This window comes from Spirosoma koreense, from assembly GCF_054777875.1.
Map to the genome: position 1 here is coordinate 477,289 of NZ_BAAHAC010000029.1, position 12,936 is coordinate 490,224.

The following is a 12,936-nucleotide window of genomic DNA, read 5'->3' on the forward strand; positions in this document are numbered from 1 at the left end:
GGGCCTTCGTCTGCGAACGAATCGGTTAATTGATCGCTACCAGACGACTGGGTGTGGTGGGTTGTTGCGTTGATAATGTAACGGCATGGGTGGTTGTGTCTACACCGTTGGTAATTTCTACCTGATATACGCCGTCGGGCAGCTCGTTCATATTCAGGCGTGTCCGAAATTTGCTGTCGTTCTTACCAACGTGCTGATTGTAGACGACTTCACCCGTGGCACTTTTCAGCCGAATATCGACACTACCACCGACCTCTTTGTCAAGAGCAATATGGAGTTTACCGTCGATTGAAGTGTAAATACCGGTTTTGTAGGCGGTAGCAGTCGTCGTACGGCCGCCGGGGTTGGTTTCAGCAAAGGTAGCGGCTGAAGTAACAACGGCTAACGACAGAGCAAAAGCGAGTGATTTGATGAGGGTTTTCATGGCTTGTATATGTTTACCTTCTATTTTGTAGTGAGTCGGGATTGTCCCGATTGGTGAAACAAAGATATAGGCCGTGAATGGTACTATGCATTACAAACTAGCGGAATGGTCGTTGCTCCTGATAAGCGGCAGGAAATTCAGGACGACTGATTGAGTGGCCAGCAACAAAGCCAGCGCTTTTAGTTTCTCCCGGCTTATCGAGTCAGCAAACCGGCATCCAGCACAAACTGCGAACCGGTTATGTAGCGGGCTTTGTCGGAAGCCAGGTAGAGCACCATGGCTGAAACATCTTCGGGCTCGACCCAGGGCACCGGGAGCAGGTTTCCCGCCGATCGTTCGGCAATTTCCTGGGTAGTGGTGCCTTCCAGTTCGGCCAGCCCGTCGTTCATCGGCGTATTCACACCGGTTGGATGAATAGAGTTAACGCGAATGGCATGGGGGGCCAGTTCGATGGCCCAGGATTTGGTTAAGCCGACCAGGCCCCATTTAGAAGCTGCATAATGGCTCAATCGGTTCATGCCGCGCAGTCCGGCAATGGATGAATTATTGATGATAACCCCCGACTTCTGTTCGATCATCACCGGAATAACCCGACGTGCCACTAGCCAGGCCCCTTTGAGGTTGATGTCGATCATTGCATCCCATTCGTCTTCGGGCAGTTCGTGGGCTAATCCGTAGGCGCAGATACCCGCATTGTTGAACAGAATATCTATCCGGCCAAAATTACTCAGCGCGTCATCGACAGCCTGTCTGATGTCGTCATCCCGCCGGACATCCCCCTGTACCGTCAGGCACCAGGTTCCGAGCGCTTCCACTTCCCGCTTCAGGCTGTCCAGTTCCGTTTCAGAACCGAGCGCATAGCCCGGATACGTCAGTGGTTTTGCCAGATCGAACGCAACGATGTTGGCCCCTTCTTTGGCCAATGCCAGAGCCACCGCCCGGCCCTGACCGTGAGCCGCGCCGGTAATAAACGCTACTTTTCCCTCGAAATCAGCCATGAGCTATGGATGAACAGGTTGTTTGGTGAGTGGAAGATACGGATAGAGGTACTCGTCGATGTTCACCTTCAATACGTTGTTGAATACGTTCGTGGCCATCATCTGCCCCGCAAACGCAACGAGGACAACCACTTGCTCATCGGTATATTGTTCGGCGATTGGCACGTAGCGTTCATCGGGAATTTCGCCTTTGTTCCGGGCAATCGCGCTTCCGAAGTCAAGCAAAGCCTGTTCCTGACTGCTCAGCACCAGATCCTCCGGACGTTCGCCGTTGTCGATGATGATGCGCCGAAAAAAGGTAGTACAGAGCGGACAATCGGTACCTTCCGAAATCGCGTGTGCGTATAGATACGCCAGTCGGTCACCCACAATTTTTTTCACTTCCCCGTACAACGGATACCAGTCCATGTACACCTGAAACGCCAGTAGCGACCGACCGAGCGTAGCTTTCATGTTTGTGATCCGGCTCCCCGGATAGTCGGTAACGTGCGCATCGAAAGCAGCCTGAACAGCCGGTGTAGCTTCTTCGGGTGGTAAAGGCGTTATACGAGGGATCGACATAAAATTTGAGTTTATACCCGAAAGAGTCATTTCAACGCCCGGCTACTCAACAGGGGCTTCAGGAACGTGTAGACATAGCAACCCGCGCAGAAACCGGCGAAGGCCTCCAGGGCTGCAAACAGGGCCAGTATACCCGCCGGAATCAGCGCGTTGATCCCTACAGCCTGCAAACCCAGTATCACCGCAGCAAAAACCAGTCCTACACCAGCCGCAAACCGCTTCGGGACCTGATCGATCATCACAACCGGCAACTGCAGCCCCCTAACGACTGCAGCACTTAATGAGGCCAGCGGGCTGTATTTCCCATAGTCGAACGCACGAAGACCAAAGTCGACCAGCATAAACAAAGGCAGAACCCAGGTGGAGGTCAGTAAGTAAGTCACTGTAACCAGAAACACAAAAGCCGCAGTCGTACGCACTTTGTTTTCGTTTACTTTCACGCCATCTACCGGGCAGTCCAGCGCCGGCAGAAGTTGATTATCGGGTACCATTTTCATAACGCATTGATTTATTGACATTACAATCGACTTAGTCGCGCTGCGGCTTCCTGCAAGACCGCGTCGTCTTTGGCAAAACAAAAGCGCAGCATCTGGTAATCATTTTTCTGGTGATAAAACACCGACACCGGAATGGACGCTACCCCGATTTCGTTGGTCAGCCGCACCGCCAGATCATAGTCGGGTTCGTCGGAAATGGCGGCATACGAAAGGGTCTGGAAGAAACTTCCTTCGGCGGGTGTGTAGATAAATCGGGAACGCTTCAGGCCAGCCAGAAACAAATCGCGCTTGCGCTGGTAGAAGTCCGGCAGTTGTCGGTAATGCACCGGTTCTTTCAAAAAATCAGCCAGCGCATGCTGAATGGGTGTCACAGTGCTGAAGGTTAGAAACTGGTGAATCTTCCGGAACTCAGTGGTCAGTTCGGCGGGGGCCAGGCAATAGCCAATTTTCCAGCCCGTAATGTGAAACGTCTTTCCGAACGAACCGACCACAAACGTACGAGCCTGCAATTCGGGGTGGGTCATCAGCGAATGATGCACCTGCCCGTCGAAGACGATATGCTCGTAGACTTCATCGCTCATTACCCAGATGGTGCGATCCCGGATGATATCCGCCAGGTGTTGCAGATCCTCGCGCGCCCAGATGTGGCCGGTCGGATTATGGGGGGTATTGACTAAAATCAACCGGGTTTTATCGGTGATTTTCTCCGCCACTTCCTGCCAGTCGATGGCGTAGTGCGGGGGTGTCAGGGTTACATAAACCGGTACGCCCCCGTTCAGTTCAATGGCTGGCACGTAACTGTCGTAGGCTGGCTCAAGCACTACTACCTCGTCGCCCGGACGAACTACGGCTGTGACAGCGGCAAAAATTGCTTCGGTCGCGCCCGACGTGATTGTAATTTCCTGGTCGGGGTCATAGGCGATGTTATACTGCTCGAACGTTTTCTGCGCCAGCGCTTCCCGCAGGGCCGGAACGCCCGCCATCGGCGCATACTGATTGAAACCGTTTCGTAGATAATAGGTCACCCGCTCGGTCAGCTCCGGAGCGCAATCGAAACCCGGAAATCCCTGTGACAGGTTCAGTGCACCAGTTTCGGTAGCCAGTTTCGACATAACCGTAAAAATGGTTGTGCCTACATTCGGGAGTTTCGAGGGTATGGTCACCGCAGTGGGCGTACGTGAATGCTTGGACATTGTGTTCAGTTCGCTGGGTTAAAGCCGCAGGCTGTCGAGCGAAATCCGGTCAAGGTACGGCTCCAGCTCATTCGTGGTATCCAGCATACGCACTAACGTAACGCTGTATCGACGCTGGCAGACCCACATTTCGACAAAAAAAGAATTGACCGCGTACAGATGCAGCCAAAACCCCGGCAACCGCCGGGCTTCGAGCAGTACCCCCCGCTGCCAGACCAGGTTTACTTGTTCCTCATACGGAAGGCTATGAAAATAAGCCGCTCCGTTACGAGGATAGTTGCTCTCCATAATCACTCCGCGCGGTTTTAGTGGCCGCCATAGCGCTTTTCGCCAGCGGTTACGGCCAAAGCCAGTTTATTTTGTTTCGGAGGTAGCGGGCAGGTCGCGTAGGGCGTGAACGCACAGGGCGGATTGATGGCCTGGTTGAAGTCCAGGGTGGTTGTGCCATCCGGACCGGCTTTGTCGGCGTACAGAAACCGTCCGGCCCCGTAGGTGTCGTGTGCGTTGGTTGCATCGGCAAACAGAATGAACAGCTTGTCTTCTTCGCCAACAGCATCCAGCCGGTATGTTTTCCCCGCCCGTTCGAAGACAAGCGTACCCACCAGCGGGGTTGGCGTGGTTTGGCCCAAAACGTTCAGAATGGGAATGGTACGGGGCGTGGTCGGTTGTTCGAGTTTCGCTTTGATCCGCCAGTTCTCATCGACCGGATAGCGCCCGACGGTCTGAAATTCTTTCAGAAACGGACTTTCCAGGTCGCGCAGCCGAACGCCATATTTATCCCCGCGCTTGATAATGACCCACCGGAGCGAGCCAGTACCCAGGGTAATAGGTTTATCAGCAGCCGAAAAAACAACCAGCGATTCGGTAACCGGTTTTCCATTCGCCGATACCTCCGCGCCGGACGTAAGCTCGAAGCGTACCTCGCCGTTTTGCAGCGTCAGCGCCCCCAGGTCGGTGGGCTTGCTCACGACAGGAAACGGCAGGTCGAAGTCCGATCCACGACCAAGCGAATTTTCCCCTTCTTTCAACCAGAACAGGCCCGCCAGATTCAGCCAGCCATTATCACTTTTCAGGGCATTTACCCGCTTCTGATGCCACTCATCGATCTGCGCTTTGTAGGAAGGCCCATCGGCCAGACGGAAACCCGCCGACCAAACCATTGCAACAAACCAAAAACCAAAAAAACAGCGCGAATACGGATTCAGCGGTTTCTCAGATTGCCTGATACGTCGGTTCATACTGTTTGTCGTTCAGATGTTTAACAAGATTAACGATAGACTGCTGATCGAGGGCCTGATCGAAATTTTCATCCAGAAAATGATACGCAATCCGCCTATCGGCCCCGAGCACGTACAAAGCTGGCGTAAAAGCCTCGCCCGAAATACCGGATATACGATCCCAGATCGGGTCATCTTCACTATAGACGCCAAAGCGTTGGGCTACGGTCGATTCGGCATCGTACGCTACCCGAAAATCCAGGCCTTTTACCTGCCGCTCCAGCACGCTGAGCGACTCGTTCGAGAACACAACCAGATCGGCGTCGGCCAGGAGTAATTCCTGATAGAGCTGCACCAGCGATTCCAGATAAGGCCGGGCGTAACGGCCCCAGCAGGGGCAATAAAAACTAACGACTAACGGACGGACACGAACCAGATCCAGCACAGACGTTCCCGGCTCGGGAGTATGTTGCGCAAAAACCGACGCCCGCCAGTTGGTCGGCGCACCGGTAAGACTAAAATAAGGAGCCAGGTCACCGGTGACTAACGGCCGAAGGCGAATCGACCGGTTACGTTCCTGCGTACTGACTGTTCGAATATGCCCTAATTCATTTTCAAATTCAAGTGTCATGAGTCCAGAAGTTTACTTTATGCCAATAGATTATAAAAAATGTTGTTTATAGCCATATTTAATTAATGCTGGCCATATACCAGTCGATAGTAACGCTTCTGCACTAATGAAAAATAAGCCCAAAGCGACAGGCCACCGATATACCCCAGCACAAGGAGCATGGGATATCCCAGCAGGCCGTATAAGGCCAGCCAGAGAATACTCAGTCGACCGATTTCCAGATAAAGCACCCACTGGCGCTGTTCGAGTAAAGCTCCGCAGTTGATCAGCGTAAGCAGGATAAACAAAGTCGTCAGGAACTGAAGATAAGCCGGTACATAGGCTTCGAGCAGCAGAAACATGAACAGAATCAGTAGCGTACCGGCCAGTTGCCCCGCCACGTAGCCCCGAAACCGCCAGCGCTTATTCGACGCTATTTCCCGACGTTCAACGAGAGTCGATAGAAACCGACGTTCCAGCGCGTCGCGAATACCTGGATCGATGCGGTCGGGCCGCCCGAAAAGAATGGCCAGCTTATTCGCCCAGCCTGTTGTCTGATGGGCAGCAGCCAGCACTTCGAGCAGACCATGAACATGCTGCCACAAAAAGCTGTGACTTTCGAGTGGTTTGGTCAGCCCATAGATGGGTTCTTCGGCTTCTTCGGCAAACGTATGGAACAGTTTATCCCAGATGATAAACATGTCGCCGTAGTTCTTATCCAGATACTGCGGATTGCTGGCATGATGCACCCGATGGTGTGAAGGCGTAACCAGGATGTATTCGAGCCAGCCCAGTTTACCAATGGTCCGGGTATGGATGAAAAACGGATACAGCCCATGAATCAGCAGCACCGTCGTAATCATTTCGGCGGGAAAACCGATCAGGGGCAGGATCGACCAGAAGCCGGTTCGTACGGCCGCCTGAAATACCGTAATCCGAGCCGAAACCGTGTAGTTGAAATCGTCGCTCTGGTGGTGTACGACATGAACCGCCCACAACACATTGATTTCATGCGCCAGCCGATGATACCAATACCAGACAAAATCCGTAGCCAGCAACAGCCCTACCCAACCCCAGGTATTCGCCGGAATCTCGAACAGTGCATAGTGCCGATGCAGGTAATCATATACGAAGTAGAATCCGCCGACCGTGAAGCTATCCAATAATCGCTCGGCAATGCCAACGTTGAGGTTCGCAACCGACGTATCGAACCGGAAGTACGATTTCTTCTGCCACTTTGCCACGAGGTATTCGAGCCCCATCAGGCCCAGAAACAACGGAACAGCGAATGCAAGCCAATTGAGAACCATACCAGTATTAGGGGCTAACGGAAAATTTTGCTACCCAGCCGGTGATAAAACGGGGTTTTGCTGGATGCGCTTTTGGGCTGATACGCCCCCGTAACGAGCGGAATGTACATAACCCGACGTCGGCTTTCTGCCCCCAGCTTCGGCGACTGCTCGACCCGGTGCCACAGACTGCCGTTATGAATCGTGAGGTCACCCGCTTCGATGTCGAAACCAACTTCGCGGGGGTCGGGGCGGTGGTCGATAAACTGGCGCTTCCGGAACAAGGTGAGCAGGGTGTTTTGCTTATGCGTACCCGGCAAAACCCGCAGGCCACCATTAGTTTGGGGGCAATCGTCCAGGTGCAGACCCACATTCAGCATGGGTCGGATGCGATGGCCCAGGAACAGATCCCGAGGGCTGTCGGTATGCCAGCCCATCCGTGAGAAATTACTCTCGGGTGTCCGAACGTAATGATTCACCACCAGCCCATCTTTTTCTTCCTCACCAATTCGTCCGTCGTAGGGTTGCAATAGCGTAGTGAGACCCTGGAGTCGCTCATCCTGCAGAAAGTCATGGAGCACGGAGCTGAACAGCGAAGCAAAGGCAAACCGCTGCACAATGGGTTGCCCGTTTTCGTCGCGGCCATATTTGATCGGTGTACCGTTGATCTTATCGACCTGTTCGGCAATCCAGTGAGACTCGATGCGCTGCAATTCCTGAATAAACTGCTGAACGGCAGTACGGTCGACAAAGCCTTTTATATGTAAGAATCCGTTTTTATCGAAGAAGGCGGTCTGCTCGGCGGTCAGGGTATAAGCAGACTGAACAGGAACTGGATATTTCGTAAGTACCATCGGCGTACGCGTTAAATATGAATTGAATTTACCTACTTACTATACAGATTTAGTATAGTATTTTAGTTTATGAAAAGGCAAACGAACGTTTGCCGAAAAAATACTCTCCTGGTATGCCCCTGTCGGTTAGTCGATCGTGTGCCGGTGCCAGCGAACAGGTTTAACTTTCGAACCTCCAGATTTAGTCTGCTAGTTCAATAGGCAAAGGTGAATATGGATCAGTGTATTTCCAAATTTTTTTCTGGTGAATATAAAAATAGTAGTAGATACGTTAAATAGAGCACTTTAGTTATTTTTACTTATTAATGAATAAATTAGCTTTTTTAAATAATTAAAAAACCATTAACTGTTACTATCTGTGATGAAACACATTCTACAACAGAAGATTAGCGCTTATAGCTTTATACTGCTATGGGTGGCTCTTCTCTTGGCTCCGAAACTCCAGGCACAGGACCGCCGGGTGACTGGAAAAGTCATTTCCGGAAAGGACCAACAACCCATTCCAGGGGTCAATATTTTAGTAAGAAACACGCAGTTGGGAACGACTACGGACGGCAACGGAAATTTCGCCCTAAATGTCCCCCCCAATTCAACGCTTGTCTTCAGCGCCATTGGCTACGCCGGCAGCACCGTTGAAATCGGCAATCAATCCCAACTGACGGTAACACTACAGGAAGCCGAACAGAGCCTGGGCGAAGTGGTCGTAACGGCCCTCGGGATTAAAAAGGAAGCCAAACGACTAGGATACGCCACGGCAACAGTAGCCCCGGAGCAGATCACAACCAACCGCACGGTCAACTTTATGAACGCGCTTCAGGGGAAAATTGCGGGGGTGAACATCAGCAGCCTCGGAACGGGAGCGGCCGGAACCAGTAAAATCCGGATCCGGGGTCAGTCGTCGTTTTCTGGGCAAAACAGCCCGCTGATCGTAATCAACGGGGTACCGATCGATAACTCCAACTTCGGCCAGAACAATGGGAACGTCGGGGGCGATAACGCGATCGGCAGCCGCAATGGCGACAACTACTCCGACGGGGGCGATGGGCTGTCGTCTATCAACCCCGACGACATCGAAGGGATGACCGTACTGAAAGGCGGCACGGCAGCTGCGCTATACGGTTCGCGGGCGAAGGATGGCGCTATACTCATCACGACCAAAACCAAAGGAACCGGCCAGGGGATCGGGGTCACCTACAACACCAACTTCACGACCGATCACCCGCTGGATTATACGGATTACCAGTACGAATATGGGCAGGGCGAATACGGCGTTCGACCGACGGCCCCCAACCCAACCTCGGGCGTGTGGAGCTTCGGCGAAAAATTTGCCGGTCAAACGCAGGTACTGTTTGGTGGGGTAACAGTGCCGTACGCGCCCGTTCGGAATCGGATCAACACGTTCTACCGGGATGGCTCCACCTGGACCAACTCCATCGCGGTTTCGTCGAGCAGCGAAAAAGGCGGATTCAACCTATCCGTTTCCAATACCGACAATCAGGGCATTACCCGCAACAACAGTTTCAGCCGGAAAACGATCAACCTGGGCTTCAGCTACAACCTTTCGTCACGCTTGAGCGTGACGGGTACACTGAATTACTCGAACGAATATAACAAGAACCCACCCCAGATTGCCCAACAGGACAACAGTACACCGACGGTTATTTATACCCTGGCCAATTCCATGCCGCTAGACGTACTGGAAGCGAACCAGATCAACCCGGCAACCGGCAATGAGTTTATTTATTCGCGGTTTATGAACCGGACGAATCCGTATTTCGTCCTCAATTACAAGTTCGAGAACATTCGCCGGGATCGGTTATTTGGGAATATTTCAACCCGCTACAACTTCACCGACTGGCTTTACCTGCAAGGGCGAATCGGCCAGGATTTCTGGGCGCGCGATCAGGATTACAACTTCCCCACGGGTCAGGCGTCGCTGGCTGCGGCCCCCGCCGGTTTCGTCAATGGCCGGTACGTGCAGGATGCCCGCCGGTTCCGTGAGCTGAACACCGATTTCCTGATTGGTGCGAACCGTAAGTTCGGCGTCTTTGGTGTCGACCTCACCTTGGGCGGTAACCAGTTGTATCGCCGGAGCGACCTGAACAGCGTACTGGTGACGGACTTCGTTGTCCGGGGTTTGTATGTACCGCAGAACGGTCGGGTAAAAGACCCGCTCTACAGCCTCAGTGAGCGCAAAGTCAATTCGCTCTACGGGGCCGCTGAATTTTCGTTTAAAGATTTCCTTTACCTGAACGGCACCCTGCGCAAGGACTGGTTCTCGACCCTGGCTCCGGGTAACGGTATTTTATACCCATCCGTAACCGGAAGTTTCGTGTTCTCGCAGGCCTTCAACAACATGCCCAGCTGGCTGAATTTCGGTAAATTCCGGGCGGCTTATGCCGAGGTAGGCAGCGACGGCGACGTGTCGCCTTATTCGAACGGGCTTTTCTACGGCGTCAACGCTAACTTGTTCCCGAACCCGGCCGGGCAGGGTCAGCCAGTAGGGTACATCACCTCCTCTACCGTTCCTAATGCGGCCCTCCGGCCGAGCCGGGTTTCGGAAGCCGAATTAGGGCTGGAACTGAAGATGCTGAACAACCGGATCGGTCTGGACGTAGCCGTTTACAGCAAACTGACCAAAGATCAGATCGTACAGGTCCAGTCGTCCGATGCTTCGGGCTACACCAGTACCCTGATCAACAGCGGCCAAAGCCGCAACCAGGGAATCGAGGTTTTGTTAAATCTTTCTCCGATCCGCTCGAAGGATTTCTTCTGGGACATTACCCTGAACGGCTCGTATAACAAAACCAAACTGTTGCGCCTGCAAACCGACGATGACGGTACGCCCGGCAAAGATTACAACAACGACCAGCAGGCAGAAAAGATCGTTGTAGGAAACGGGATTTACGTGGGCGAACTTCGGCAGGTGGTCGGTCAGGAGTTGGGCCAGCTCTACACCTACGGGTACGTGCGCGATGCACAGGGGCGGATTGTGCACGGGGGCGACGGGCAGCCGGTGCGTTCTGCTGCGCCGGTTTCGTTTGGTTCGGCTCTGCCTAAATACATCGGTGGGATAACGAACACCTTTAATTATAAAGGCATCAACCTGTCGTTCCTGATCGATTTCAAACTGGGCGGCACAATGATTTCCGGCACGAACCTGAATGCCTTCCGGCACGGCCTGCAGAAAGAAACCCTGGTGGGCCGGGGCGATCCCGACAACAAGATGGTGGGCGCGGGTGTCAACGAGAAAGGAGAAGTCAACACGGTTCGGGCGTTTGTGCAGGACTATTATTCGGTGGGCCGTACCAAAAGCCTGGGCGAACAGGTTGTATACAACTCCGGTTTCTGGAAACTTCGTCAGATCAGCCTGGGCTACGACTTCACCAAATTCTTACCCAAAACGCTGTTCATCAAAGGCGTTCGTATCAGCGCCGTGGCGAACAACGTAGCGATTCTGAAAAAATGGGTGCCCAACATCGACCCCGAACAGTTCGGTTTCAGCTCGGATAACCTGATCGGTCTCGAATCGACGGGTTTGCCAACTACCCGCAGCATTGGCTTCAACCTGAACGTCCGGTTCTAATTTTGTCGTTAGTACTACTTTATACATATGAAAAAGACAACCCTTTATATACCGTTGGTTGCACTGCTAGCCTGTCTGAGCAGTTGCGAAAAAGGATTCGAACAGCTCAATACGAACCCAACAGCGGCCAGTGCCCTGAATCCTGTATTCACGTTTAACAATGCGATCGTCAACACGTCGTTTCCGGGCTCGACACTGGTTTTCGAGGAAGCGATTGTGCAGCAGATATTTACGCCCAACTCTGGTATCAACTCGGGTGGGAACTTCAACATCGACAACCGCGGGCCCACGGGCAACAACGGTGGTATCTGGCGGCAATATTACCAGAACACGATCCGGTATCTGGTCGACGTAATCAACCAAACCAAGTCGGATGCCAACCGGACCAATCTGTATAACATGGCCCGTATTCATAAAGCTTATTCGTTTATGGTGCTGACGGACACCTATGGTGATATTCCGTATACGCAGGCAGGGACAGGCTATATTGCGGCCAACGTTACGCCAAAGTATGATACGCAGGAAAGCATCTATAACGACATTCTCAAAGAGCTAACCGAAGCCTCGGCCGCGCTGGATGCGTCGAAACCAACCGAAGCGGGCGATATTCTGTACGGTGGCGATATCACGAAATGGAAAAAATTCGGCTACTCGATACTGCTTCGCGCGGGCATGCGGCTCTCCAAAGTGAATCCGACGCTGGCTCAGTCTACCGTTCAGAAAGCCGTGGCGGGTGGGTTAATTGCCTCAAACGCCGACAATGCCGTGGTGCGTAATAATGCCAACTACACCAATGGCGTGGGCGCTACCCTCAATTCGACCGAAGCAGCCAACTACTACCTCACCGGCAATTTCGTCGATTACCTGAAAGCTACATCCGACCCCCGGCTACAATCTATCGCCGTCCGGTACATCGGTGCAAAAAGCGGACCTGAACAAACAGCCGCCAAAGCCAGCCGCGATCCATCGGTCCAGATCGGCATGCCCCTCGGTTACGACAATGGCACCATCCCGCCAAAAGCGCTCGCCGACGGGTTGGCCAGTTTTTACGATTATTCCCAGCTCGACCGTACCCGCATGGGTAGCCAGTTTGCACCTTGTTATCTGGTAACTTACGCGCAAAACCAACTGCTGCTGGCCGAAGCGGCACAGCGCGGCTGGACGACGGGCAGTGCGGCCGATTACTACAATGCAGGCATAACGGCACACATGAAGCAGTTGGGCGACTACGATGCAACTTCGCTGGTGTCGGATGCCAACATTGCAGCCTATTTGCAAAAAAACCCTTACGTAGCGGCCAAAGGGCTGGAGTTGATCAATACCCAATACTGGGTGGCTTCGTTACTCAATGGCCCCGAAGTCTTTGCTAATTTCCGGCGCAGCGGCTTTCCAACGCTAACACCCAATCCGTATCCAGGCAAAGAAATCAAGGGGAATTTCATTTATCGCTTATCATACCCGGATTCCGAACAGTCGGTAAATACCACGAACCGGCAGGAAGCCGTGAATCGACAAGGTCCTGATAACTTAGATACACACGTCTGGTGGGATAAACAGTAACAAAAACGGTTTGCGGTAATCAGGATAGGCTCAGCGCGCAAGGCTGAGCCTATTTTTTGCGGTAGTCTTTAGCAAGCCGTGCTACATACCTGCTAACCGTGGCACGGCTTCAGACGTTTTCCACCTGGTACAACAATGACCACAAAT

The 12,936-nt window shown here is 52.9% G+C and carries 12 protein-coding genes; 2 read left to right on the forward strand and 10 right to left on the reverse strand.

Translation table 11 applies throughout. From position 1 onward, the window contains the following. Positions 1 to 25: 25 nt before the first annotated feature. The 10 genes from ACYVC2_RS29855 to ACYVC2_RS29900 all read right to left on the reverse strand — a co-directional run bounded on the left by ACYVC2_RS29855 (position 26) and on the right by ACYVC2_RS29900 (position 7,643). Positions 26 to 424 (reverse strand): hypothetical protein, encoded by a 399-nt coding sequence (locus ACYVC2_RS29855; protein ID WP_461108906.1) that lies wholly within the window; start codon positions 422 to 424, stop codon positions 26 to 28. A 194-nt stretch (positions 425 to 618) separates the two neighbouring features. After that, complete coding sequence (locus ACYVC2_RS29860) at positions 619 to 1,422, reverse strand: mycofactocin-coupled SDR family oxidoreductase (protein ID WP_461108908.1); 804 nt, start codon at positions 1,420 to 1,422, stop codon at positions 619 to 621. A gap of 3 nt (positions 1,423 to 1,425) precedes the next feature. Further along, complete coding sequence (locus tag ACYVC2_RS29865) at positions 1,426 to 1,983, reverse strand: carboxymuconolactone decarboxylase family protein (protein WP_461108910.1); 558 nt, start codon at positions 1,981 to 1,983, stop codon at positions 1,426 to 1,428. A gap of 26 nt (positions 1,984 to 2,009) precedes the next feature. After that, positions 2,010 to 2,480: a DUF4395 domain-containing protein gene (locus ACYVC2_RS29870; protein ID WP_461108912.1), complete on the reverse strand. Its 471-nt coding sequence runs from the start codon at positions 2,478 to 2,480 to the stop codon at positions 2,010 to 2,012. 20 nt (positions 2,481 to 2,500) lie between these two features. After that, positions 2,501 to 3,673 carry a methionine aminotransferase gene (locus ACYVC2_RS29875; RefSeq protein WP_461108915.1) on the reverse strand — a complete coding sequence of 391 codons (1,173 nt, stop codon included), beginning with the start codon at positions 3,671 to 3,673 and terminating at the stop codon, positions 2,501 to 2,503. 18 nt (positions 3,674 to 3,691) lie between these two features. After that, positions 3,692 to 3,961, reverse strand: coding sequence for a hypothetical protein (locus ACYVC2_RS29880; RefSeq protein WP_461108917.1), 270 nt, complete (start codon positions 3,959 to 3,961; stop codon positions 3,692 to 3,694). Between the two features lie 17 nt (positions 3,962 to 3,978). Continuing rightward, positions 3,979 to 4,911, reverse strand: coding sequence for a DUF1684 domain-containing protein (locus ACYVC2_RS29885; RefSeq protein WP_461108918.1), 933 nt, complete (start codon positions 4,909 to 4,911; stop codon positions 3,979 to 3,981). Next, a complete protein-coding gene (locus ACYVC2_RS29890; RefSeq protein WP_461108920.1) occupies positions 4,886 to 5,521 on the reverse strand; it encodes a peroxiredoxin family protein in 636 nt (211 codons plus the stop codon). Before ACYVC2_RS29890 ends, ACYVC2_RS29885 begins: the two co-directional genes overlap by 26 nt. A 62-nt stretch (positions 5,522 to 5,583) precedes the next feature. Further along, complete coding sequence (locus tag ACYVC2_RS29895) at positions 5,584 to 6,810, reverse strand: sterol desaturase family protein (protein WP_461108922.1); 1,227 nt, start codon at positions 6,808 to 6,810, stop codon at positions 5,584 to 5,586. A gap of 14 nt (positions 6,811 to 6,824) precedes the next feature. After that, complete coding sequence (locus ACYVC2_RS29900) at positions 6,825 to 7,643, reverse strand: phytanoyl-CoA dioxygenase family protein (protein ID WP_461108924.1); 819 nt, start codon at positions 7,641 to 7,643, stop codon at positions 6,825 to 6,827. Positions 7,644 to 8,004: 361 nt separating this feature from the next. Here ACYVC2_RS29900 and ACYVC2_RS29905 point away from each other — a divergent pair, with 361 nt between their 5' ends. Continuing rightward, on the forward strand, positions 8,005 to 11,229 hold the full coding sequence (locus ACYVC2_RS29905; RefSeq protein ID WP_461108926.1) for a SusC/RagA family TonB-linked outer membrane protein: 3,225 nt from the start codon (positions 8,005 to 8,007) through the stop codon (positions 11,227 to 11,229). Between the two features lie 27 nt (positions 11,230 to 11,256). Further along, entirely contained in the window at positions 11,257 to 12,789 is a 1,533-nt protein-coding gene (locus ACYVC2_RS29910) for a SusD/RagB family nutrient-binding outer membrane lipoprotein (protein WP_461108928.1), read from the forward strand. The last annotated feature ends 147 nt before the right edge of the window (positions 12,790 to 12,936 follow it).

Coding starts and splice junctions, on each gene's coding strand:
- ACYVC2_RS29895 (WP_461108922.1), bottom strand. CDS start 6,810: ATGGTTCTCAATTGGCTTGCATTCGCTGTTCCGTTGTTTCTGGGCCTG.
- ACYVC2_RS29855 (WP_461108906.1), bottom strand. CDS start 424: ATGAAAACCCTCATCAAATCACTCGCTTTTGCTCTGTCGTTAGCCGTT.
- ACYVC2_RS29860 (WP_461108908.1), bottom strand. CDS start 1,422: ATGGCTGATTTCGAGGGAAAAGTAGCGTTTATTACCGGCGCGGCTCAC.
- ACYVC2_RS29865 (WP_461108910.1), bottom strand. CDS start 1,983: ATGTCGATCCCTCGTATAACGCCTTTACCACCCGAAGAAGCTACACCG.
- ACYVC2_RS29910 (WP_461108928.1), top strand. CDS start 11,257: ATGAAAAAGACAACCCTTTATATACCGTTGGTTGCACTGCTAGCCTGT.
- ACYVC2_RS29880 (WP_461108917.1), bottom strand. CDS start 3,961: ATGGAGAGCAACTATCCTCGTAACGGAGCGGCTTATTTTCATAGCCTT.
- ACYVC2_RS29890 (WP_461108920.1), bottom strand. CDS start 5,521: ATGACACTTGAATTTGAAAATGAATTAGGGCATATTCGAACAGTCAGT.
- ACYVC2_RS29885 (WP_461108918.1), bottom strand. CDS start 4,911: ATGAACCGACGTATCAGGCAATCTGAGAAACCGCTGAATCCGTATTCG.
- ACYVC2_RS29900 (WP_461108924.1), bottom strand. CDS start 7,643: ATGGTACTTACGAAATATCCAGTTCCTGTTCAGTCTGCTTATACCCTG.
- ACYVC2_RS29905 (WP_461108926.1), top strand. CDS start 8,005: ATGAAACACATTCTACAACAGAAGATTAGCGCTTATAGCTTTATACTG.
- ACYVC2_RS29875 (WP_461108915.1), bottom strand. CDS start 3,673: ATGTCCAAGCATTCACGTACGCCCACTGCGGTGACCATACCCTCGAAA.
- ACYVC2_RS29870 (WP_461108912.1), bottom strand. CDS start 2,480: ATGAAAATGGTACCCGATAATCAACTTCTGCCGGCGCTGGACTGCCCG.